The sequence below is a fragment of the Bacillus sp. C-3-6 genome (genome assembly GCF_054509685.1).
The window spans coordinates 41,482-64,952 of sequence record NZ_JBSSBE010000002.1 but is presented as its reverse complement, the minus strand read 5'-3'; the positions used below and the strand labels follow the sequence as shown (position 1 = coordinate 64,952).

Sequence of the window (23,471 nt, the reverse complement as noted above, 5' to 3'; positions counted from 1 at the left end):
AAACAAATGACAAGGAGTGATTGGTCTGAAACGTTTAGCATATGTAACAAATACAGATTCTAATGATATTTCTGTTGTTGATTTAACAGAAAATAAGGAAGTTGGTCGTATTCCTATCGGTGGGAGCCCTCGAGGAGGAATGGCGATCGACCAAAAAGGTGTGTACGGTTATGTTTCTAATTGTGCGGGAAATACAATCTCTATAATTGACTTAGCGAATAACCGTGAAGTTACTCGTGTAACTGTTGGATTGTCACCACGTGGAGTAGCTTTAACCCCAGACAGCTCATTGTTATTTGTTTCAAATTCTGGTTCTGCTGATGTATCAGTAATAGACACTTCTAAACGAGAAGAAATAACGAGAATTCCTGTAGGAGATAATCCTCGTGCTTTATCTGTTACTCCAGATGGAAAGTATATAAATATACCTTGTTGGGGAGCAGATTCTATCTCGGTTGTTGAAATCAACTATAATAACCCAGTAGAAATGAAAGAAAATTATAGGTTATACCTTGGTAAAGATGCAAAACCTTATCACGTATTTTCTCACTATGATGGAAAACACGCATATTCAGCCAACACTCATAGACATACAGTTTCCGTAATTGACTTACTAGATATGAAAGTAAAAAATGAAATTCCTGTGGGTTATGGTCCACGCGCAGTTATTGCCGATCCAAAAGAACCTTTTTTATATGTAAGCTGTGAAGCTTCAAATGCAGTAAGCGTAATAGATACATTACAACAAAAAGAGGTTAAACAAATTCCTGTTGGGCCGACACCACGCGGACTAAAAATCGATGAAGCAAAACATGTGATTTTATGCTCAGCATTTAGCCGACATCTCTCACCAGATTTAATGCATGATGCAAATTCTTTAAGTGTAATCGATTTAAAAAAGAAAGAAAAAGTTGATGTAATAAAGGTAGGACTCGGACCATGTAGTATTAATATTTACGATCCTGTTCATTATGAAAATCAAATAAATAGTAATGATAAAGAATATATTAAATCTTAATAATTTATTGGGAAGGGGGCGTTTTACGCTCCCTTTCTTTCACAATTAAGGAGAGTGTTGTAATGGATAAAGTTACTTTTTACCCTTTAACGGAATGGGCAATTTTACCTGAAAAAGAGGAAGTTAATTTATCGAGCGAAAATTTTTCCGAAATACGTTGGTTTCATAAAAAAAGAAAAAAAGGAGCTTGCTGGCCATACAAATTTGCCAAGGAATTAGGTTGGATTATACGCTCACCTATCGATGTAGTAATAGAACCTGTTGAAGAAGTTCAGGTATCGGTGGAAAGCACAACAGATTTAGAAGAAATACAACACCTTCGAGGGATTGATTTTTGGGTAAAACGTGATGATATATATATTGGTTTAAAACCAGATGGATGGTTTAGAATTCATCAATCAATAATTGATGGTGTTTGGCATAGTATGTTTGTTCCGAATGGTGAGGGATCATTTGAATGGAAATTAGGATGGAATGTTGAGATTCCAAAAGATTTTGTCTTACTTTTCCAGCCTTTAGAAGGCATAAGTGAGTTTATTACACACCCTGGTCTCCTAACATCTAAAATGTTACCATCTTTTCATCGTGGTTTAGGACTTCCTATTGCTTTTGAACCCAGAAAGAAAAAACAAATCTTGAGAGGAGAACCGCTTGGAAAAATGTATGTATTCCATAAATCAGCATTGAGTTTAAAAGAGGAAGTAATTATGAGGGAGAGAATATATGAACCTAATGAAATATAAACCTTTATTAGTCAATCCACGTTTTTTATTACTTTGGATAGGTTCATTTATTTCAGGTATAGGTGACGCAGTTGCAGTAATTGTTATAATATGGACAATATATAATCAAACTTTTAGTCCTCTTTTTATTACATTGGCATTAATATGTTTAGAGCTTCCCTCTATATTACTTGGCCCTCTGTGGGGAGTATATGTAGATCGTTCTCCAAGAACTCTCATAGTATTAGCAAATATAATTCGTGGATGCCTATTCCTATATTTATTAATTGTTCCTTTGGATTCAATTGCAAACTTTGCTTTATTTTTGGGCCTCCTATGTATATCGAGTTCTTTAGCACCAATTACTAAAGCTGGAGAGAATATGGTTGTTCCTAAAACGGTAGAAAAAACAAATTTGGTTACTGCGAATTCTCTCATGTATATTCAATTTGATTTAGCATTAGTTGTAGGACCATTAATTGGTGGAATACTTGCTTCACAAGAATACATTCAAATTGCTTTTATATTTAACGCTATTACATTTTTTATTTCTGCAATCTTTTTTATGTACGTTTTTCCTAAAAAGCAATTAGTAAAAGGTATAGAAAAGCAAGAGCAAAAGCTTTCTCAAAAATTCAGTAGTTGGAATACTGAGTTTAGAGAGGGATTGTCTTATAGTTTTCAAAATAAAAGTATTGCTTCTTTAATGATAATTAGTTTTCTATGGAACTTATTAATTTGGGGTACATCACCTACACTTCTTCCAATTTTTAATAAGAACCAACTAATGGAGGGTGCAACAGGCTATGGGATGCTTGGTGCTGCTACATCCTTTGGAATTGTGATAGGTTCACTAGTTATCGGTGCTTTAAAAGTTAAACACAGTCTATATGAACTTGTTATGTTCTCGATTATTCTTCATGGGATAGTGTATGCTTTCCTTTTTATAGTATCGGATTTATGGGTTGCTGTAATGCTATTTTCATTATCTGGTATTATTTCAGCACCAGCAATGATTTATATGAGAACGATTGTTCAACAGCATGTTCCTGAAGAAAAGTTGGGGCGCATTTTTACTGTTCTATCCTCATTTGGAGCATTTGGTTTTCCTCTTGGGACAACTTTAGCAAGTACATTTGTAATGAATTTTGGTGAGCCACTTGTTTCTGTAGCTTTTTTAATATTTGGAGGGATTTTATCACTAACGGTAATTATTTTATCAATTATAACTCGAAGCAATAAGAAAGGGATGTCAAATGTACAAAATTTCTAAAGAAAAAGCAATTCGAATGTTTCTTTATAGACAAAACCTTTATTATGAGCCCAAATTGCAAGGGAAAGAGGGGATTATACGTATATTAGAGGATTTAGGTTTAATACAAATAGATACAATAAATATTTTTTCTAGAAGTCATAATTTAGTTTTTCATTCTCGATTAAAATCATATAAAGAATCGGACCTTATTGAATTGTATCAAGAGAGACAAGTATTTGAGTCATATGTTCACGCTATGTCATTACTACCTACTAATCAATTTAAGTATACTTCTCATCGTTTATTTGAATTTAAGCAGTCTTTATTTGTTAAATTGAGTAAAGAAGAAATTGACTTTATATTGAGTGTTTATCATCTTATACTCACTAGCAATCCTTTGACTACAAAAGAAATAAGTGAAAATTTCTATACAGCAAAAACAGATCTTGCGAATTGGGAAATGAGCCCAGTTCGTTCAGCCTTAGATAATCTTTGGCGAAGTGGTATGGTGCAAGTAATTAGGGATTTAAAATTTAATAAACTATACATACCAAGTGATACCTGTGAAAAAAATGAAATGGGAGTCTTTAATTTTGAAGAAACGTATAGTTATTACTGCATAAGTGCGTTGAAATCTATGGGAATTGCTAGTGCAAAAGATATAGCTGATTACTATCGAATTAAATTAAATATAGTTAATCAAACAATAACTAGATTAATAGAGAAAAATGTAATTAAACCTATTAATATTGAACATGTCACGGAATTATTTTATATTCTTGAAGTCGATCAAGATTTTATATTTGGCAATACATTAAATGATGAACCACAACATATGTCTTTTTTATCACCATTTGATAATTTAATCTGGTATCGAATTCGATTGATGAATCTCTTTGAAGTAGACTATCGTTTAGAAAGTTATTTACCAAAAAATCAAAGAAAATATGGTTATTATGCTTTACCAATTTTAATAAAAGGAAAGATTATTGGAACTATTGATTTAAAATTAGATAAAAAACTTAACGTTTTATTCATTGAAAATTTGTTTTTTTATAATTCTTTTGATGCAGTGTACTATAAAAATGAATTTGAGATTTTAATTAAAAAATATATGGATATATTTAATGTGAAAAACTTAAAAATTTCTAATGATTTTTGGGGAAAAGTTAACTATGGTCAAACACTAAATAAATTAATAGAAGCAATAATTTAATTATGCTATCAATTATTCTTACATATATTAAATATACTTTTTGTAAAATCAACTTTAGAATAACTTTTATATTTTACAACTAAATTAAACTATTTAGAGTCTATTAAAGAAAACCAAGAAACATATTGGTATGAGTATAGAAAATTACAAGATTGGTTGCAAGAACAGCAACTAAGTACTAGTTTCATTAGGTGGGTTGAACGGAGAATGAAGAATTAGCTATTGATTTAACATTTAGAACTGTCTGAAAGATAAAAATGATCATTTTGAAATAACGCGCATATCATCATTAAGGAATAGTTAATTGATATATGAGAAACGAAGCATCCAGAGGGGTGCTTTTTCTTTTAGAATAGAAATGCCCTTGTTGACTATATTTTAAATATAATTAAATATTACGGTCCGTGAAGTTTTATAAATTGAAGAGATATTAGATTACATTTAATAAAAGGAGGGGAGAATAGAAAATAAGAGTATGATTCAAATGTATTTACTATTATAAAGATGGAGGGGATGTTATGAACGCATTTTTTAAAAGGTGTAAACGGCCTTTAAACGCGTTAAATGCTGCCAATACATACTTAGATAATTTATTGCAAACTAAAAACATATCTGCAGCTCATAATACTGACCTTATTTTGTATTGCCACAGTATACTTACCTTCCCCCGCATTTACGTTCAATTTTATAAATAATATAGATATCGTGTTACAATATGCGTTTAAAGCATTATGTTTTTCGCTTCCTATCTCATTGGTATTTTTATTTATAATGTGGGAACAAAGATTTTTATTTTCTAAAAAAATCACTTTCCAGCAGCTAAAAATTTCTTTTTTCTGTGCTTTCATTATTTATGGCTATTATGTTGTTATTTTTAGCCGTACTAATATCTTTTACAACATTCAGAGGAGCATCTAATCCCATTGGGAATGAAGGGATTACTAATATGCTTCACAAAACACCTGGGATTGCAATTCAATTAATCGGAGAAAACATTATGTTTGTATCTATATTGTTCTTTTGGCATAAGATCATACGTTCCTTCAAAATAAGCCCCATAGCTTCTATTACAATCTCTTTAATATTGTCTGGAAGCTCATTTGGATTACTCCATCTCTCTACGTATAACAATAATTGGGTACAATGTTTAACTTTCATTGGAATACCAGCTATCACTCAAATGATTTTCTTTCTAATATTTAAAAATATTCATATGGGATACATACTTCACTTCAATTACAATTTAATCATTATACTTTTTAACTATATAGCTTCAATTTACCACTAAAAATAAAAGAAAAGGCACCCCTGCTGCAAGGTACCTTTTCTAAGGGGTATAACTCATTAGCTAAGCGGCCGTTGGTCAAGTATACCGCCTAGACTATTACATGAGTTATGTTTTTATTATACATTGATCATATCAAAAATATTATCATTAGTGAAATTAACTTTTATTATTTTTTAATTTTAAAGCTGCCACCATAATAATTATGTTTATCAATTTTCATAACATCTACAAATAATCCTGGCCTATAAACTGATGTAATAGGTGTTACAAAGCTCCCATAAATATGCGCAGTACCAGAATCATAATTTGTTTTTTATTTTTGTGAGATAGTTTTAGAGATAAAAACACTAGAAATGGAAAAATAAAGGATAAAAGTAATTTATATACGCCCTAATGTAAAGTATATATTGCATTTATTTTGTTTATAATTTAATATATAGAATATAAGATAAAAGAAGTAAAGATTATCTTTACAAACGGGGTGTATTTAATGTCAGTAAGCAAAATAAAAATTGCAAGAACAGAAAAGGGGCTAACTCAACAAGAATTAGCTGGGCTTGTAAATGTTACCCGACAAACCATTGGCCTTATTGAACTTAATAAATACAATCCATCTTTAAAGCTTTGTATTGATATAGCTAAATCACTCGATAAAACTTTAGATGAATTATTTTGGGAGGAAAAATAGAATGGAAAAATTAAAAAATTTGTTTTCACTCAGTACACATTCAGATGAAAGAATTCAACAAATCGAAATGAAGATTTGGGCTCAAACTGGAATTGTTGTCCTACTTATAGCTTTTGCTGATTTTATAATAAGAGGAGCATATCTACACCGTCCATTTCTAGAATGGGCTGCTTCATTAGCCATTATAATTTTTTATATGATATTCTTTTTTATTAAATCTATTCTGACTGGTGTTTATGAAACAGATATTAATAATAAAGAACAATTAAATGAAAAATTAAAAGAAAAAATGAGTAATACCTTTATTTTTTGTTGTGTCGCAATAGGTGCTACCACATACAAATATAACTTACCTGAAGATTTTGTTGGATGGTTATCAGTAATAGCAAGATTTATTATACTTTTCGCTTTCCTATTTGGTATTCAATATCTTATTACAGTATTAGCATGGAAGAAATCAAATAAAATTTAATAAGTATAGACAAAAAAGCTTATCTTTTAGCACTTAATGATAAGCTTTTTATTATTTTTTCATCTTTTTTCGTTTTGGGGTACAATAAATTTCTTAGCTTGATAGCGATGTGGCGGCCCCCTAAATGGTTTGAAAATCCTTATTGAATTAACACTAAAAAGAATCTATTTGAAAAAAATTAATCAAAATGAATTCCCATGTTTAAAGTCTGATTGTAGACTTTATAAAAAGATTGATCAAAACTCATGAACATATCAATTACAAAAGTTAACTTATTTGTACTAGAATTATTCTATTCTTCAAACCAAAACAGAGTCTCGATAGGCGCTTTTAAAACCTTTGCAATATCATAAGTAAGTTTGAATGAAGGGTTATATTTTCCGTTTTCGAGATTGCCAATTGTTTCTCTTCTAACCCCAATCTTATTAGCTAAATCTTCCTGAGACATATTTAACCTTACTCTATATTCTTTCATTCGAGTCTTAAGTGGCATCTTGCATTCCTTTCTTTTCTCTACGCTCAAATATTTCTAAATTAATTAAGAAGGTACCTAATGGTGCAAAAACTGAAATAATAACAAGGAAACGAATTATATGTAGATTTTCAAAAATAAAAATACTCAAAACTAGTATGATACCTAGTACCAATGCTACGAAAAAAGCTCTTGTAGCAGAGATGCGAACATGTAGTATAAAAAGCTCATCTGGTACCACTTTTGCATATGCAAAGAAGAAAAAGAAATTGAATAGGAGACCTGCCCAAGTAATATCACCTAAAAATGAGAAAGGTGCCAAAAACCCTAAAAAACCGATAAATCCTAAATAAGCCATTTTATTTTTCATACAATCCTCCTACGTGATATATTTCGCTCTTTATGTTAAAAATATATCACATAGTTTTGCAGATTAAAAGGACTTAAAACAGTGCAAATTTGTTTTAAATCGACAGTAAAACCACAAAAAGATACGTGAAATTGCTGCTAATAGTACCCTTCAAAAGAATTGTTATAACAAAAAACTCACAATATTGATACAATATAATTATTAATTGAAATAAAGAGAAAATAAAATATAAATTTAGGAGGAGAAATACTTTGGAAATAGATCAAATAAAGCATATCCTAAGAAAAAGAGCAACTATCTTTCAAACAGGTGGAAAAAGACCCGATTTATCTATAAATGAAAGTTGGATTGGAAAGATTCCCTATTCATTAGCAAATGAAACTTACCCAATCGACCGCTATGAAGAAAAAATGTATGCGATCATGATGCTTAATTTAACTCAAATACCTTTTGTTCCAGAAGCAGTAAAAGATATGAAAGCCATCGCAGTATTTCTCTCTCCAAACTTTGCTAAAGATTTGTCCAACTTATCAGGAAATTTTTTTATTAGAGAATATGATTCTTTAGAGGAACTAGTACCGAATGAAATGTCACTTACGTTTCCTAATCTAAAACCTTTTCCCTTAATACCTAAATTAGTAACTGATGAGTTTCCACAATGGGATACAGAAGATTTTCCAAACAACATGCAAGATAGAATTTTAGAACTTGAAAACACAAATGAGATTGACTACTACGAGGATATTTTTGAAGAAAATCATTACATTCATAAATTAGGTGGCTATGCTTGTTTTGCCCAATCAGGCATCCAATGGCCCGCGGATTATGAATTTGTTTTTCAAATAACAGAAGATCCAAAAGCACATTTAAAGATGATTCATGGTGGCGGAATTTATTTTGCTAAAAATAGTAAAACAAATGATTGGATCGCACATTGTGATTTCTTATAGGAATAATATATAAAGTGACGTTTTCTTATGTGCAATCTTGCTTAGCGTATATTCTCGTTAAAAGGTTGGCGGTATGCCTATAACTACACGCTTTAATAGATTAAAGGAAAAAATGAAGAAATATGTCAAATTACAGGTGTGAGCTAGACCAACTAGTTTCATTGGTTAAAAGAACTTGAATAAAGTTCTTTTTTTATTTTTAATTAATCCCCATAGTGGCACCTCATACCCAAAATCGTTTCGCTACCCCTATAATGGTTCTATCATTGATAAAGCTCTAGTTGATAAATATCTTGAATTTAAATTATTAAACTTATTAATTTGATAACCTAATCCCACAGAGTAACAAAGAATGAACAATTTGACAGGCCTATAATATGGTCTACGTAAATCGACGAAAATCCTATCTCTTGTGTTGATAAAGCTGCAGAAATATAAAACAGAATATTCCATCTTATATTTATAAAATTTCAAGTTATTTACATATTTAGGGGATAAAGTTATGTTTGTAATGATATACAATAAATGGAGGGAAGGGATCTTATTATGTTTAAAAAAGTAGCTTTAGGGATTTCATCGTTAGCAATCACTACATTTGTAGGTTTAGGAATGGCAACAGAGGCATCTGCTGGTCCTGCAGCACCATTATCTTCATTAAACGTTGTCCAAGTAGAGTCTGAGCAAGGTGGGGTAGAGACAATCAATACTAATAGCTTTAGTACAACAAGAAACCATGGGGGAAGTTACCTATATATTTACACAAAAGAAATTGGATATGGACAAAATCCAATTGCAAAAATGAATGGTTCAGCAGTAAAGAGTATTGGATCAACTGTAATTGGCGGCAACCCAATTGTTGGTTGGTATTATAAGTGGGATGCATCTGGACATCAACAGGGGACATTTGAATATCAAAAAACCTCTATTAATTTCCCATTCAATACAATGCGCACTTCACTTTATATACAATAAATAACCAGGGGTAAATTATAGGAATAACTATTAAGGTACGAGTTCTAATGGGTTAGTTTATTCTTTAAATTGAATACCATTTCTATAATACTTTTCTATTGTTTTATGACCATGTTACCCATTTGTAAAAGTTCATAGTCATGATAGCTCTACGGATCTATATAAACATAATTTTGGAGAATGGAAACCTTTAATTCTTAAAAAATACAGAATAAGAGGAGTTTTAGTATGAAAAAACAAAGTCTAGCTATAGCTACTATTCTATCATTAGGTTTAACTGTATTTGGTGGTACTACCTCTACATTTGCGATGACTGAGCCGAATGATAATGTGATGTTTCAATTTACATCAAAATATATAGGAAATATACCGTCAAAGCCCAAGGACTGTAATAATGTAGACAAATATAAGCTGTGTACAAACAAAGAAGAAGCTGATGCTTGGGGAAAAAAACAATTTAGTAAGTGGAGCAAAGAAGAGAAATCTGCCATAAGAGATTATACAAAAAATGCAAGGCCGTATAATGAATTCTTAAGGACGCATGCGGGTAAATTAGATTCTGATTCTACAATGAAGAAAAAAATTGAATCCTTAGATAAAGCATTAAATAGAAAAGAGGCAAAAGTGAATGACAATATAAAAGTGTATCGAGGGGATGATGCATGGATTTTTGGAAAGGAGTATGATAATTCCATAATAAAAAATGGCAAGGTTGATAGAGAGAAATTCAAGGAAATACAAAAAAAATTCCAAGGAAAAACAATAACAGAATTTGGATATATAAGTACTTCTATACTTATTGATGCCGGATATGCCAAAACAAGACCAGTTATGACAGAATTTAAGGTAGGCTCTGGGACTCATGGTGCTTATATGAATTCAGATGACTTGACTGCATATCCAGGGCAATACGAATTATTATTGCCAAGAAATACCGTCTATAAAATTGAAAAAATATATATAGCTATAGATAACAATACCCAAAAAGAACAAATAAAAGTGGAGGCTACAATTAAATAAATCTAATGAAGTTAAATTTTTAAAAATAAAGTGATTCAGAATAACTATATAAATCCGAATACGCAACGCATGTAAATAATCCAAATAAAAACCGTAAGGATTTCTAATCTTTACGGTTTTTATCATTTTAGCCAAGAAGACTCCTTCCTCAAGGAGCGTGAAGGGTTACAGCCCAGTGAGTAGGCGGGAGATGAATTGGCTTCGAACAAGGGATGGCAGGGATCCATCTTAATTGTTCGACATATATAAAATGTTACTTTGCTATCTATCGAATATATTTTAGATAAGTTTAATTTGATATTCTTGAAGCCAGCTATTCACTTGAAGTAGATAATCAATTAAACCTCTAGCCTCATTACCAGTAATGATTTCATCTGTACCTAGTGCAATTGAACGAACCTTTTCTACGTTAATAAGAGGTAGAATAGGAGAGGTATTATCGTTTAATACATCTAGCATCCATACACTAATTCCTTGTAAATAGGCGTTATCTTTTGTACTTGGATATGCACTTTTTTTACGATAACATACATCTGTGGGAAGAACAGTTTGGAAAGCTCGACGTAAAATTCCCTTTTCAATATTATCGATACTTTTTATTTCAAACGGTACATTCCAGAGATATTCAACCAGTCTATAATCACAAAATGGAACACGTACTTCAAAACCTGTCATCATGCTAGTACGATCTTTTCTCTCTAACATAAAAGGTAGGAATCGCGTAATAAACATATAAGACATTTGACGTTGTTTTGCTTGTAAATCATTTTCTCCTTCTAAAAAGGGTATTTCATTTACAGCTTCTTGAAAACGTTGTTTTTGATAGTTGATAGGATTTATTTTTGTTTTTAAGTCTTCTGATAAAATTTCTGTAATATAAGAATAGTTTACATTCCAAGGGAAAATATCCGCTTTTAAAAACTCTTCTTGATGGAACCAAGGATATCCAGAAAAAACTTCATCGGCTGATTCTCCTGAAAGAGCTACTGTAGCATCTTTTTTCATTTCTTTAAAGAGAAGATACAAAGATGTTTCAAGTTCCCCAACACCTGGTAAGTCACGAGCCCTCATTGGAATTAATAAATTTTCAATGAGTTTTTCAGATCCTAATTCAAAAGAATGATGTTGTGTTCCAACATGCTCAGATACACGTTGTACCCAAGGTTCGTCCCGATCGCGGCGAAGAAAATCTTCTTCGAAATCTCGTTCTTCATTTGTAAAAGTTAGAGAATAAGTATGAAGTTTCTTTCCGATTTGTTTGAATTCATTTCCTGCTAACCCAGTTAAACCACTGGAATCTAAACCTCCTGATAACATAGTAACCACGGGTCTATCGGCAACTAATTGTCGTTTCACCGTATCCTCTAAAATAGATTGAATTGTATTGACTGTAGTATTTATATCATCTGTATGTGGTTTGCTTTCTAGTTTCCAGTATTGCTTACTTGCAGTTTTATTAGAAGTAAACAGAATGTAGTGTCCTCCGCGCACTTCATGTAAATCTTTAAATACTGCATGACCAGGTGTTCGCATTGGACCAAGACAGAAGATTTCGGAAAGTCCTTCTGTATCCACCTCTGCTTTTACATTTGGATGAGATAGTAATACTTTTATTTCGGATCCGAAGATAACTGAATTATCACGTTGTGCAAAAAAGAGTGGTTTTACTCCTAAATGATCACGAGCTAACATAAGTCGCTGCAATTTCTCATCCCAAATACCAAAGGCAAAGATTCCATTAAGGTGTTGTACACAATCTTCTTTCCATTCTAAATATGCGTGTAATAATACCTCAGTATCTGATTTTGTTTGAAATACATGTCCTAAATGCTCTAGTTCAATACGTAGCTCTTGGTAGTTATAAATTTCTCCATTAAATGTTAGTGAAACAGTCGTCTCCCCATCCTTATACAACATGGGCTGTAGACCACCTTCAGGATCAATTACAATAAGGCGACGATGACCAAAAGCTGCATGCTTAGAGAACCAAAATCCTTCTGCATCTGGTCCACGATGTATAATAGAATTTGTCATGTTTTTTAAAGTTTCTTTTTGTTTAGAAAGGTCCATTGACCAATCAACCCATCCCGCTATTCCGCACATATATAATACCTACTTTCCATTTGATTAGTAAACATCATAGTATTTCTATAAATTTTTTGTTTAGTAAAAAGTTTTTAATCATATTAATAATGCTTATTTAGATGATGCATATCGTTGATTTTTCGTTGCATTGCCTGTTAACTTGTTACCACCTAATAGGTGTAACAACAATTCCTTGTGCAATTGCAAATACCCGTATTTAATAATCGTCTAACCCTAAAGTTGCTGATCTTGTTATTGTAAAAACAGCAACCTTTGAAGTGGGGGAGCATAAGTACCTGTCGATGCTAGAAAACCAAAAGCAGAGGCAGTATTAATAATTACACCGTGAATATCTTATACCAGCATTTTTCTACCGGCAGCAATAATACCATAGGTTACGCCATACTAATTGATATTAATGATACGATGGTAATCATTAATATTGTGGTCTAAAACAGGAGTGGGATAGCCAGTACCTGCATTTTTGAGCATAATATCAATTCTTCCAAAGGTTTGAATAGTTATTTCTATTAATCATTCAGCTTCTTCAAGCTTTGAACTATTTGTTTTTACAATAATCGCTTCTCCACCATTTTCCTAGATGGCTATAGTGTTTGCCTTATCTAGATTCGTACTAAAATGAGCCATTACAACTCGTTTCTCTTTTTGAGCAAACTTTAATGCGTTTTTTTATCAATTCCTATGGCTCCAAATGTGATAAAAGCGGCTCTTCTCGGGTTTAGTGTTATTCATCTCCCTTATTTTTATATAATGAATGTTAAATGTATTTATACAAAATTGTTATTAATTGAAAGATTAATAACAACTATCTGTATTGTAACTCTATTTATAATTCATTAAAATTTAGATATATTTACTAATAATTAAGTAAATCTTAATAAAGGGAGTATTAAGATGAATTTTGAACAAATGGAGTATATCGTAGCGGTAGCGAATACTGGATCATTTACTAAGGCTGCACTCCAGTCTCACGTTACTTTATCAGCAATTAGTCAATCTATTTCTTTGTTAGAAAGTGAACTGGGTGTAAAACTCTTTGCACGTTCACGAGGATTGGGGGCAGTTCCCACTTCCGAGGGCAAATCAATTATAAAAAAAGCTAGTGAAATTCTACTGCAAGTAAAAGAATTGAAAGAAGAAGCGCAAATCTATAATCATACTTTAAACGGGGAGTTAAGAATTGCGACAATCCCTGGACCTATGCATGTACTAATAAATATAATTTCGAAATTCAAAAAGGAGCATCCTTATGTAAATATAAAGGTTTATGAAAAGGATCATAAAAAAATACTAGAAGACCTTCAACAAGGTGAGATTGATATTGGATTTATTGCATCATCAGAGAAGTTTAGAGAGAGGCATAATAATTTTACATTTAATAAAATAATAGACGTTAAAATAGTTGTGGGAGTTAATAAAAAATCTCAACTTGCATTAGAGAAAATTCTTGTACCAGAACAGTTAGTAAATCAGGCTTTGGTTCTATATGATGATGAATACATCCGGGGTAGCATTAATAAGTTATTTTCTAAGTATGGGAATGTGGATATATTATTCATCTCTAATAATACGCAAGCAATAGAAAATGCAGTGAAGCAAGAACTAGCTATTACAATTGGATTGGATTATTCATTCAAACATAATCTATTAAATAATCAAAACGAAATGGTTTCTATTGAATTAGATGTACCTAATCTTGAGCCTCTTTCTTATGGATGGATCCTTAGTAACGACAAGCAACCTTCAAACATACTAGTGAGGTTCATTAATAAGCTTCAGTTTGATTAGAAGATTAGTTTAACTTGCTTAGTAGACGGTATAAATGAACTTTATTAAAAATTAAGCTATCATTATCCGAGGTCCCTCCGCATTGCCATCAAGATTGAGAAGCCATTTTTTATGTTGAGCCAATGGAATACAAAGGCGGTTCATATTTATTTTGTTGATTTTTGTAACTGATTACGAATAGTACATTCAACCATTGTGAGTAATATTGCTAACATAATTAATAATCTAAAAATAAAAGAATCCAATATCCTTTAACTTTTAATTATGCCAGTAAAAGGCTAGAGATTAACTATTGAAATAGATAGTCTCTAGCCTTTTTTTATTAGTGGGGAGAAAAGGGTTTTATAAGAAGTGCTTAATATTCAATCATTTGTTAAATTATTATTTAAAATATATAATTAAACTTCATGAAAAAATTGTGATATAAAGCACATAATATTTTTTTGAAATTCATTAATTTTAATATGAGGTGTATAGAATGGGGAAATCTCGCGAACAAACAATTGAAAATATTTTAGAAGCGGCTAAGAAAAAATTTGGAGAGAGTGGATATGATGGTACAAGTATCCAAGATATTGCAAAAGAAGCAAAGGTGAATGTTGCTATGGTTTCGTATTACTTTAACGGAAAAGAGAACCTTTACTTAGAGGTATTTAAAAAATATGGTTTTGCAAAAAAACTACCAAATTTTCTTGAAGAAACGAAACATAATCCTAAAATTGCTCTAAGACAATATTTAAATTTTTTTATCACACATATAAAACAACATCCTGAAATTGGAACGCTTGCATATGAGGCCATTATCAAAGAAAGTTCACAATTGGAAAAAATAAAACCATATATTATTGGGAATTTTGGACAATTAAAAGAAATCTTATTGGAAGGGAAAGAACAAGAGGTTTTTCATTTCTATTCGACAAACCATGCGATTTATTGGATTACCTCCATAGTCTTATTTCCGAAATTTAAAAAGTTTATTGATTCGATGAATCAAAGTGATTCCGACGATATTCAAACAGAGTGGATAACAGATGATCTTGTAAACAGAATTATTTCTTCATTAATACATAATCCTACATTATAAAATATCCCTTATTTAAAAATGAATCTACAACTGATTCAATTTCCCAATGCATGAAATTACTAAAAAGTATTTGCAGTTATACCCACTGGTATTTCACATCCTTAAATAATTGTAAGTGCCATTATTTAGAATGTATCGGTATAAAAGTACATAATTCTTTTTTTAGATGATAAAAAACTTAAAACTGCTAGTGCCATATGTATGTGTTGAATAGGATTAGTTACGTTATAATTTGTAAGTTTATAAATTACATAGGTAGAATTTTTAAACATTTAGAACGTATGTTTGTTATAAGGTTTGAGTAATACGCAAAGCGCTAACAGTTAAGAAGTTAGATTTGGAATAACATTAAAAAAGCAAACTTAATTAAGTTTGCTTTTTTAATGTTAACCATATCACTTAGAATAGTAAAATCAATGTTTTCTCATGTAGAATTTTTATTTGCATCTAATTTCTTTAAAAAATGGTACGCCTCTGAGAACTAATCATTTGGAATAAAAATGTAATGTATCAGTTATAATATGTAATATTTCTTCATTACAAAATATGGTGGTAAGTATGACTAAGCAAACAATTACATTATTTCAAGTTTCTATGATACTTATTGGTAGTATCGGGATAATCAATCATGTCATTATGATTCCTATGTTATTAGATACTTCAGGTAGAGATTCGTGGATTTCAATCATATTAGTAAGCATTATATACATCATTTGGATCTCATTAATATTCATTATTTATAAAAACATAAAAAATGAACATTTATTTTTGTGGTTAAAAAATAATTTTGGGAAATTCAGTGTATATCCAATCATCTTCATAGTTGTAGTTTATTTAATAACAATTGGTGTCGTTGCACTAAAAGAAACATTAACCTTTTTCTCATTTTATTTACCAGAAACACCTCACTTTGTATTAGGAATACTTTTTTCAATGATTTGTCTCTATAATGCTACAAGAGGAATTCAATCTATTGCACTTACAACAGGCGTTTTGTTACCTATTGTATTTTTACTTGGTTTTTTTGTAATGTTTGCTAATATTCCGCATAAAGACTATTCTTTACTTCAACCAATGATGGAAAATGGGATGAATCCAGTATTAAGAGGGATGATTTATCCTGCAGCAGGATTCCTAGAGTTAATTTTTATTCTTTTTTTACAACATCACATTTGTTCAAAAGTCAAATTATATCAACTGATTGCTTTGGGGCTTGTTATTATTGGTATCACAATAGGCCCGGTAATGGCAGCTATTATAGAATTTGGTCCTTTCGTAGCAGCAAACCAACGATATCCAGCATTTGAAGAATGGAGACTTGTGTCAATAGGAAGGTATATTGAAAATCTAGACTTTCTCTCCGTGTATCAGTGGCTGGTAGGGATCTTTATTCGTCTATCGCTTGTTGTATTTCTCATTCCAGATTTGTTATCAATTTCAAAGAGGAAAACAAGAAATGGGGTTATGTTTGCAATCCTTTCATGTATTTTATTAATAAGTATACTACCTATTAGTGACTCTAGTTTCTATTGGTTTGTATCTCAAATTGTTTTACCAGTTTCAGCATTAGGGCTATTTTTGTTTTCTATCTTATTAATTGTGTTTGTATGGGTTGCTAAATATAAAAAAATCCCTTGAAAGAGGATGTATTTTATATAAGGTTGCTGAGTTTGAAGGAGACAACGTAGATGAATAAAAGAATAGAATTAAACGAGAAGATAATACTAAAGTGGTTTGAAGGATGCAACGATGTAAAGATAATAAAGCGTGAATTAGATGAGAAAGAAAAAACGAGGTCAGTGTTGTTTATGTATTGTGAAAACTTAATTGACAATACAAAATTAAAACAAGCTACCTCATCCCATGTTTGCAAACAACTTATAAATAATTCGATAGAAGAATTTAACCTTTCAGCGTTAATTCCTCAGTTATCGGTAAAGAAATTAGATATAGTAAATTCGAATGAAATTATTTCTCAGATTATATTTGAAGGTAACCTCCTCATTATTTTTGAAGAATCTAAACAAGGGTATATAGTTGATATTGCTAAAATACCTACAAGATCAGTTGAACAAACAAATACAGAGATGACCATTCGAGGTGGACGGGATGGATTTGTTGAAGAGTTAAACACAAATATAGGATTAATTAGAAAAAGACTAAAAACGAGTTCTCTTAGTTATGAAGAATTTATTATTGGAGAAAGAACACAAACTAAAATAGCACTCATGTATTTGAGAGATATCGCATCCCAAGATATCATTAATCAAGTCCAATTAAAATTAAGACAAATTAAAATAGACGGGGTTGTTTCAAGTGCACAAATTGAAGAATTAATCACAAATAATCAATTTAGTGTATTTCCATTAGTTGAATATACAGGGCGCCCTGATTATGCGGTGAATTGTTTGTTGTATGGGCGTTTTATTTTATTAGTCGAAGGGTCACCAACAGCAACTATTGCCCCAGTTACATTTCCTTTTTTTGTGAATACATCTGAAGATCAAGATTTTTTCTATATATTCGGTAGCTTTGTACGGCTTGTAAGTCTTTTGGGGATAGCAATTTCTATATTTCTTCCAGGAATTTGGATAGCACTAATTACATATCATCCAGATCAAATTCCCTATACGCTGTTAGCTACATTAAGCTTATCCAGAGAAGGGATTCCTTTTCCGGCTCCTTTAGAAGGGCTGATTATGATGACCTTATTTGAAGTTTTGAGGCAAGCAGGATTGCGTGTTCCTGCCGTATTTGGTCAAACATTATCTGTTGTAGGAGGATTAATTATTGGACAAGCTGCTATTAGTGCCGGAATTGTTTCAGCATCTATGGTCATTATAATAGCAATCTCGGTTGTTTCGACATTCGCTTTAACTAATCAGTCAGTAACAGGAATAATAAGTATATTGCGATATGGAGTATTTCTAGTATCTGCTTTATTAGGTATAGTAGGATTTATTTTTTGTGTCCTTGTGATGGTAATACACGTAGTAAATTTACGCTCTTTTGGAGTTCCATTTTTTACACCGTATTCACCCCCTGTGTTTAAAAGTATGTTAGCAGCCACATTTAGAATTCCTTTCACGTATATGAAAAAAAGACCTGAAGAATTGCATACTCAAGATAATTCAAGGAAAAGAGAGAGTACCGATGAAGAAAAATAAAAGAATAGTTGTATTTCTTTTTATGATGTGTATGTTTCTAACAGGGTGTTGGGATCAAAGAGAGTTGCATCACGTTTTGTATATAAATAGTCTAGGTATCGATTTTAAAGATAATAATTATATCATCCGTCCGCAATTTATTAATTTTTCTAACATAGCTAAACAAGAAGGGAGCGCTACCCGTAATTATAGCCAGGCCTATATTGGAAAGGGAAAAGGACCCCTTTTAGATGAGGCAGCATTTGATTTTTATAAGGGTGCTCAGCAAGAAATTTCATGGGAGCATCTCAAAACAATTGTTGTAACAGAAAGATTTCTAAAACACGGTGACATAAATCAATTTAATGATTTTTTTTCTCGTTTTTTTCAATTTCGAGATACTATGTGGGTATTTGGAACTAAGGAACCTTTAGAAAATATATTATCTAACAATAACATTTTGAATATTTCTCAATTATATACCATCATTAATTTACCAAAAGAGATAACAAAGCAATATACAATAATAGACCCTTTACCTTTATATAAGTTCCAAAGAAATTATTATGAACCTGGGATGACAACTCGTATTCCTTTCTTAGCTACGACTAAATCATATTGGAAAAAAGGGCATATATCATTTCCGATGTTAAAATTTAGCGGTTATGGTTTTATAAGTAATAAATCCTATATAAATCATTTAAACAACAATGATATTGCTGGGGTTCGATGGACTGATGAAAATACCAAACGAGCTCCATTACTATTAAAATTTAACGAGAAGATCATTGGACATCTAGTATTGAAAAATCCAAAGATAGATACAAAGTACTTTATTAAAAATGGAAAGTTACGCATGTTTATGAATATCCATTTTGATGCTGATGTTTTTCAATTAATAAACCCTATGCCTGTAAATGATATTAAAAAAATTGCAGAGGACCAAGTTGAAAAAGAAATAAAAAAAACGTGCCAGAAAGGAATTGAAAAAGGGATTGACACTTATCAGTTATCACATACCTTATATCGCCAGAATTCTAAATTGTGGAAACGATATAAAAAAGAGGGGAAAATATCCCTTCAAAATAAAGAATTAGATCTTAATGTCTCAATTAATATAGCTACAAATGGAAAATCTAAAAATATGCATAATATCATCGAGCTTCAGAGGAATTGAAAATGAAAGAGAAAGTTAAATATCGGCCCTAAATAAATGATTCGAAAGGAAGTATGTACTTTAAATGTTGTGACAATCCGAGTTCTTTAGGGGGGAGTGTCAAGTGATATTTAACTTGAAGGAAGTAAAAAACATAATTCATCTAATATATCTTTGTATATATTTAGTTTTATTTTTCACTTTCTCTCTCTTAAAAGTGAAAAAGTTCCGCTGTTTTAATATGCATGAATTATCCACTGTTATTGAACATAATAAATTCTTTTACAATGATACATATTATCTTTGTATAAAATGTTAATATTCGAACACCTAATCTTAAAAGGAGGAGCTATTTGTGTCTGAACATATAGAAATTATTTTGAGAACATTGTTATCTTTCTCGATTTTATTTATTGGAGCTAAAATATTAGGAAAGCAAATTATCGCTGAAATGAATACCTTTGATTTTATTGGTGCTATCTCTATCGGAAGTATTATTGCAAATTTAGCATTTAATTTAAATGTAAAAACTCATCATGCTGTCATTGCTTTTCTTATTTTAGTATTTATCATTTTAATGGTTAGTTATATATCCATGAAAAGTCGAATAGGCAGAAAAATATTTGCAGGAAATCCAACAGTAATTATTGAAAATGGGAAAATTTTAGAAAGTAATATGCGAAAAATGCGCTATTCTCTAGATTATTTAAACCAACAATTAAGAGAGAATGGTATTTTTAACATTGAAGAAGTTTTTTATGTCGTAGTTGAAACAAATGGTAAAATATCTGTTTTGAAAAAACCAGAATATCGTACTGTTACAAAACAAGATTTAAATATACCGACAAAAAAAGAATGTAAGCTCCCTATAGAGTTAATCATGGATGGGGAAATTATGACAGAAAACCTAATACAAAACAATCAGACGGAGTTAGAATTACAGTATGAACTAAAAAAACGGAATCTTCGCTCCAAAGATGTTACATATGCTGTACGTGCTGCAAACGGAAATATCTATATAGATACCTATAAAGATAATATTACTTCCCCAATGGACCAAGAATAGGCTATTTCTACTAAAAATACAGGTGAACATATCGTTGTGATTCTTCCGCAAATGCTTATAGTTCATTTTAAATGATCTATAAGAAAACATCATTTTTTAATCAAATTTGTTTAGGGGGATTAAAGTTACTTAAGTTAATGAACACGTGGTGCGTCCCATAATAACAAATGAATAAAACCAAAACATTGATTATTGTTCGTCGTTATTAGCAACAGGATAACTGTTTAACGATAAAAAGGAATTCGCCAATTTTCTTGCAAAATGTAATGGGGGCTCTACTGATTGGATATGAACATACATAATTAAAGGATGCATGTATAACCAGTGATTATGTAAAGCACTGACAATAATTTCTTGTTGTACAATTGAATTCATAAAAGCAGGGATCTTTTCCTGTAGAACCGCGATTTCACCTAGATTTAATGCATTACCATTTTGATCTAATGATTCAAAACTTACTCCGACGGGTACTACATAAGCCTTGTATTCCCTTGAATAAACACCTTGAAATTGCGGTGAAAAGACACCGAACAACCATCTTGATTTATTTTACACTTGCCTTTAAGGATTGTAGCAAATTGATCAGAAATGAAATTAAAATTGGACATAAATTCAATTCCTTTCCCGTGCTAAATTTATTCATTTAGAGATTTAATTTAAAAATTATATTTCCTCTTTTTAAAGAAAGGAACTACTTATAAACAACCATGCTCTAAAATAAACAGACCGCGATGTGAAATATGTACCCTGTATATTTTAGAAGAAATATAAATGATATTTCCCAACAATCATAACTTAATGAACACTTTCTATATATCATTAAAGAATTCATAAAGTAGGCGATTGTACATCATTAGTTTATGTAGGTTAGATAAATATGTGCCTTAATAAGTCCATGCGTTTCTAATGGTACTAATTCATTTGATAGATTAGCATTATTTTTATATTTTTTAGTGCACAAAATTAATACTTAATTTTTCACATTGTTAGGATACTAAAAAGAATGGAGATTCTAAACTTATGAAATTAAAATCATCAAAGTCTAAAGGGGTATGGAAGAAAAGAATGTTTATATTACTTACGATTGTTTTCGGACTAATTGTTGCAGGGATTAGTTATTGGAATCTCTCTCCTTATCCAAAGGCATTTCTTATAAAAAAGGCGTTTGAAGGTGGAATGTTTGTTCAATCTGATAATTATAAAAATGCTATAAACGAAACACAAATTGTTAGGGATATCAATTATAATTCTAAATTTCCTGATGGCACATTAGATATTATTTATCCAAAAATTCATAATGAAAAAACACCTGTTATCTTTTGGGTACATGGGGGTGGGTTTGTTGGTGGAGATAAATCCGACATTACTGGTTATGCAGTAGAATTAGCAGCTAAGGGGTATACAGTGGTTAATATAAATTATGCTCTGGCTCCTAAAAGGAATTATCCTACACCAGTACTCCAACTTGGTGAAGCTTACGAATATATAAAAGAAAATACGAAAAAATATCATTTAAAATTAGATCGCGTATATTTTGCAGGAGATTCTGCTGGAGCACAAATATCTGGACAATTCGTTAATATTCAAACCTCTCCTAGGTATGCAAATTTAACTAAAATTGATCCTATTGTTGAACCTTCAACAATTAAAGGTATATTACTATTTTGTGGTCCGTATGATATGCCTGCATTAGCTAAAATGGAAACAACTAAAGAAGTGCAAGACTTTATGCGTACCACTGGCTGGGCTTATTTTGGGAAAAAGGATTTTGAAAGCTTACCTGAAATAGAAATTGCTTCAATCTTTAAACATATAACAAAAGATTATCCACCAACGTTTATTACAGATGGAAATACAGCATCATTTGAAGAACAAGGCAAAGCAATGGCTTCTGCATTAGAAAGTAAGGGGGTACCTGTAGAAAAACTCTTTTTTGATAAAAATATTTCTGGAGAGTTAGCGCATGAATTTCAATTTAAAATGAATACACCTGCAGGTCAAGAAACTTTTAACAAAGCTCTTGAGTTTTTAAATACATACAAATAATATTTCTAACGTTGGTTAACAAATAAATAAGTTAAGCCTTTCTTTAAAAAATAAAGAGGATTTGTATGTCTATGTCTGTATTTGATGAATTACAATTAATTGCACAAGGGATTTATAATTTTTCATCCTAAAATGCCTTACTAAATCTAGCTGAAAATGTTGTTTTTTTTCATTGAAGAAGTAAATTTGGAGCAAAAGACTTATTGGTTATATTATGTTTTTGTTAATTTCAAACATAACTCATATCTCGTAATCGACATTATTTAATCGATTAGTATTTAAGGCTGTGTTCAACTGGCCAATCGATTTAAATAATTCATCTGTTAGAGCTATCCTTAAAGAGGGATAGCTCTTTTCTAGTATATATTTCATTCTACTAACAGAACCTAACTACAACCTATTGAAAGGAAAGTTAAGTGAGTGGAATTGTTAAAGTTGAAATTAGACCTCTGAAATCGATGGGACAAACAGTTGGACTTGTAATTAGAGAAGTAGCGGTGAATATAGGGATTGTAGATTCACTCTTAGTATTATTGTTTTACTTATTTCGATTAGTTTTGGACTATATGGAATTATTTTACATAATATTGCACATACAATTTTTTAGATTGAAAAGAAGAATTTATTCGTCTGTCA

At 30.9% G+C, this 23,471-nt stretch carries 20 protein-coding genes and 2 pseudogenes; 17 read left to right on the top strand and 5 right to left on the bottom strand.

Features of this window, described 5'->3' with window-relative positions; all coding sequences use genetic code 11:
- Positions 1–16 precede the first annotated feature (16 nt).
- The 5 genes and pseudogenes from ACW0JX_RS27120 (at position 17) to ACW0JX_RS27100 (ending at position 5,499) form a co-directional block, all read left to right on the top strand.
- Positions 17–1,018: a YncE family protein gene (locus tag ACW0JX_RS27120; protein WP_071715036.1), complete on the top strand. Its 1,002-nt coding sequence runs from the start codon at positions 17–19 to the stop codon at positions 1,016–1,018.
- A gap of 62 nt (positions 1,019–1,080) precedes the next feature.
- Positions 1,081–1,761 carry a hypothetical protein gene (locus ACW0JX_RS27115; protein ID WP_459245912.1) on the top strand — a complete coding sequence of 227 codons (681 nt, stop codon included), beginning with the start codon at positions 1,081–1,083 and terminating at the stop codon, positions 1,759–1,761.
- On the top strand, positions 1,742–3,013 hold the full coding sequence (locus ACW0JX_RS27110) for an MFS transporter (RefSeq protein ID WP_459245911.1): 1,272 nt from the start codon (positions 1,742–1,744) through the stop codon (positions 3,011–3,013). The genes ACW0JX_RS27115 and ACW0JX_RS27110 overlap by 20 nt, the downstream gene beginning before the upstream one ends.
- Positions 2,997–4,211 carry a DNA glycosylase AlkZ-like family protein gene (locus tag ACW0JX_RS27105; protein ID WP_459245910.1) on the top strand — a complete coding sequence of 405 codons (1,215 nt, stop codon included), beginning with the start codon at positions 2,997–2,999 and terminating at the stop codon, positions 4,209–4,211. The genes ACW0JX_RS27110 and ACW0JX_RS27105 overlap by 17 nt, the downstream gene beginning before the upstream one ends.
- 518 nt (positions 4,212–4,729) lie before the next feature.
- Positions 4,730–5,499, top strand: a pseudogene (locus tag ACW0JX_RS27100) (hypothetical protein).
- 166 nt (positions 5,500–5,665) lie between these two features.
- On the opposite strand, the gene ACW0JX_RS27095 reads toward ACW0JX_RS27100, so the two are convergent.
- Positions 5,666–5,758, bottom strand: coding sequence for a DUF5065 family protein (locus ACW0JX_RS27095; RefSeq protein ID WP_459245966.1), 93 nt, complete (start codon positions 5,756–5,758; stop codon positions 5,666–5,668).
- Between the two features lie 231 nt (positions 5,759–5,989).
- On the opposite strand from ACW0JX_RS27095, the gene ACW0JX_RS27090 reads away from it, so the two are divergent.
- Together ACW0JX_RS27090 and ACW0JX_RS27085 are read left to right on the top strand one after the other, a co-directional pair.
- Positions 5,990–6,187 (top strand): helix-turn-helix transcriptional regulator, encoded by a 198-nt coding sequence (locus tag ACW0JX_RS27090; protein ID WP_000116560.1) that lies wholly within the window; start codon positions 5,990–5,992, stop codon positions 6,185–6,187.
- Between the two features lies 1 nt (position 6,188).
- Positions 6,189–6,659 (top strand): DUF6773 family protein, encoded by a 471-nt coding sequence (locus ACW0JX_RS27085; RefSeq protein ID WP_247610968.1) that lies wholly within the window; start codon positions 6,189–6,191, stop codon positions 6,657–6,659.
- A gap of 292 nt (positions 6,660–6,951) precedes the next feature.
- Here the strand turns inward: ACW0JX_RS27085 and ACW0JX_RS27080 are convergent, their stop codons facing one another.
- Together ACW0JX_RS27080 and ACW0JX_RS27075 are read right to left on the bottom strand one after the other, a co-directional pair.
- Complete coding sequence (locus ACW0JX_RS27080) at positions 6,952–7,152, bottom strand: helix-turn-helix domain-containing protein (protein WP_168411525.1); 201 nt, start codon at positions 7,150–7,152, stop codon at positions 6,952–6,954.
- Entirely contained in the window at positions 7,142–7,501 is a 360-nt protein-coding gene (locus ACW0JX_RS27075) for a DUF3796 domain-containing protein (RefSeq protein WP_000791799.1), read from the bottom strand. Before ACW0JX_RS27075 ends, ACW0JX_RS27080 begins: the two co-directional genes overlap by 11 nt.
- A gap of 251 nt (positions 7,502–7,752) precedes the next feature.
- Here ACW0JX_RS27075 and ACW0JX_RS27070 point away from each other — a divergent pair, with 251 nt between their 5' ends.
- The 3 genes from ACW0JX_RS27070 (at position 7,753) to ACW0JX_RS27060 (ending at position 10,443) form a co-directional block, all read left to right on the top strand.
- Positions 7,753–8,451 (top strand): DUF1963 domain-containing protein, encoded by a 699-nt coding sequence (locus tag ACW0JX_RS27070; protein ID WP_087965537.1) that lies wholly within the window; start codon positions 7,753–7,755, stop codon positions 8,449–8,451.
- 546 nt (positions 8,452–8,997) lie between these two features.
- Positions 8,998–9,423 (top strand): DUF4879 domain-containing protein, encoded by a 426-nt coding sequence (locus ACW0JX_RS27065; RefSeq protein ID WP_046960447.1) that lies wholly within the window; start codon positions 8,998–9,000, stop codon positions 9,421–9,423.
- 228 nt (positions 9,424–9,651) lie between these two features.
- Positions 9,652–10,443 carry an ADP-ribosyltransferase gene (locus tag ACW0JX_RS27060; RefSeq protein WP_168411524.1) on the top strand — a complete coding sequence of 264 codons (792 nt, stop codon included), beginning with the start codon at positions 9,652–9,654 and terminating at the stop codon, positions 10,441–10,443.
- A 279-nt stretch (positions 10,444–10,722) separates the two neighbouring features.
- Here ACW0JX_RS27060 and asnB read toward each other — a convergent pair whose 3' ends face one another.
- Positions 10,723–12,546 carry an asparagine synthase (glutamine-hydrolyzing) gene (gene asnB, locus ACW0JX_RS27055; protein WP_459245909.1) on the bottom strand — a complete coding sequence of 608 codons (1,824 nt, stop codon included), beginning with the start codon at positions 12,544–12,546 and terminating at the stop codon, positions 10,723–10,725.
- An 897-nt stretch (positions 12,547–13,443) separates the two neighbouring features.
- Between asnB and ACW0JX_RS27050 the strand changes: the two genes are divergently transcribed.
- From ACW0JX_RS27050 to ACW0JX_RS27025, 6 genes are all read left to right on the top strand, one after another.
- Complete coding sequence (locus ACW0JX_RS27050; RefSeq protein ID WP_168411522.1) at positions 13,444–14,337, top strand: LysR substrate-binding domain-containing protein; 894 nt, start codon at positions 13,444–13,446, stop codon at positions 14,335–14,337.
- A gap of 478 nt (positions 14,338–14,815) precedes the next feature.
- Positions 14,816–15,421: a TetR family transcriptional regulator gene (locus ACW0JX_RS27045; RefSeq protein ID WP_168411521.1), complete on the top strand. Its 606-nt coding sequence runs from the start codon at positions 14,816–14,818 to the stop codon at positions 15,419–15,421.
- 558 nt (positions 15,422–15,979) lie between these two features.
- The gene (gene gerXB, locus ACW0JX_RS27040; protein ID WP_168411520.1) at positions 15,980–17,059 is read left to right on the top strand and encodes a spore germination protein GerXB; all 1,080 of its coding nucleotides are present in this window, start codon (positions 15,980–15,982) and stop codon (positions 17,057–17,059) included.
- 50 nt (positions 17,060–17,109) lie between these two features.
- Positions 17,110–18,588, top strand: a complete 1,479-nt coding sequence (gene gerXA, locus ACW0JX_RS27035) for a spore germination protein GerXA (RefSeq protein ID WP_459245908.1) — start codon at positions 17,110–17,112, stop codon at positions 18,586–18,588.
- Positions 18,575–19,744 (top strand): spore germination protein GerXC, encoded by a 1,170-nt coding sequence (gene gerXC, locus ACW0JX_RS27030; RefSeq protein ID WP_459245907.1) that lies wholly within the window; start codon positions 18,575–18,577, stop codon positions 19,742–19,744. The genes gerXA and gerXC overlap by 14 nt, the downstream gene beginning before the upstream one ends.
- 334 nt (positions 19,745–20,078) lie before the next feature.
- A complete protein-coding gene (locus ACW0JX_RS27025; RefSeq protein ID WP_459245906.1) occupies positions 20,079–20,789 on the top strand; it encodes a DUF421 domain-containing protein in 711 nt (236 codons plus the stop codon).
- Positions 20,790–20,978: 189 nt separating this feature from the next.
- Here ACW0JX_RS27025 and ACW0JX_RS27020 read toward each other — a convergent pair.
- Positions 20,979–21,397: pseudogene (locus ACW0JX_RS27020) on the bottom strand (DUF1259 domain-containing protein).
- Positions 21,398–21,809: 412 nt separating this feature from the next.
- Between ACW0JX_RS27020 and ACW0JX_RS27015 the strand changes: the two are divergent.
- A complete protein-coding gene (locus ACW0JX_RS27015) occupies positions 21,810–22,835 on the top strand; it encodes an alpha/beta hydrolase (protein ID WP_459245905.1) in 1,026 nt (341 codons plus the stop codon).
- Positions 22,836–23,471 lie beyond the last annotated feature (636 nt).

Coding starts and splice junctions, on each gene's coding strand:
- ACW0JX_RS27115 (WP_459245912.1), top strand. CDS start 1,081: ATGGATAAAGTTACTTTTTACCCTTTAACGGAATGGGCAATTTTACCT.
- ACW0JX_RS27110 (WP_459245911.1), top strand. CDS start 1,742: ATGAACCTAATGAAATATAAACCTTTATTAGTCAATCCACGTTTTTTA.
- ACW0JX_RS27105 (WP_459245910.1), top strand. CDS start 2,997: ATGTACAAAATTTCTAAAGAAAAAGCAATTCGAATGTTTCTTTATAGA.
- ACW0JX_RS27090 (WP_000116560.1), top strand. CDS start 5,990: ATGTCAGTAAGCAAAATAAAAATTGCAAGAACAGAAAAGGGGCTAACT.
- ACW0JX_RS27085 (WP_247610968.1), top strand. CDS start 6,189: ATGGAAAAATTAAAAAATTTGTTTTCACTCAGTACACATTCAGATGAA.
- ACW0JX_RS27080 (WP_168411525.1), bottom strand. CDS start 7,152: ATGCCACTTAAGACTCGAATGAAAGAATATAGAGTAAGGTTAAATATG.
- ACW0JX_RS27075 (WP_000791799.1), bottom strand. CDS start 7,501: ATGAAAAATAAAATGGCTTATTTAGGATTTATCGGTTTTTTAGGGTTT.
- ACW0JX_RS27065 (WP_046960447.1), top strand. CDS start 8,998: ATGTTTAAAAAAGTAGCTTTAGGGATTTCATCGTTAGCAATCACTACA.
- ACW0JX_RS27060 (WP_168411524.1), top strand. CDS start 9,652: ATGAAAAAACAAAGTCTAGCTATAGCTACTATTCTATCATTAGGTTTA.
- asnB (WP_459245909.1), bottom strand. CDS start 12,546: ATGTGCGGAATAGCGGGATGGGTTGATTGGTCAATGGACCTTTCTAAA.
- ACW0JX_RS27050 (WP_168411522.1), top strand. CDS start 13,444: ATGAATTTTGAACAAATGGAGTATATCGTAGCGGTAGCGAATACTGGA.
- ACW0JX_RS27045 (WP_168411521.1), top strand. CDS start 14,816: ATGGGGAAATCTCGCGAACAAACAATTGAAAATATTTTAGAAGCGGCT.
- gerXB (WP_168411520.1), top strand. CDS start 15,980: ATGACTAAGCAAACAATTACATTATTTCAAGTTTCTATGATACTTATT.
- gerXA (WP_459245908.1), top strand. CDS start 17,110: ATGAATAAAAGAATAGAATTAAACGAGAAGATAATACTAAAGTGGTTT.
- gerXC (WP_459245907.1), top strand. CDS start 18,575: ATGAAGAAAAATAAAAGAATAGTTGTATTTCTTTTTATGATGTGTATG.
- ACW0JX_RS27015 (WP_459245905.1), top strand. CDS start 21,810: ATGAAATTAAAATCATCAAAGTCTAAAGGGGTATGGAAGAAAAGAATG.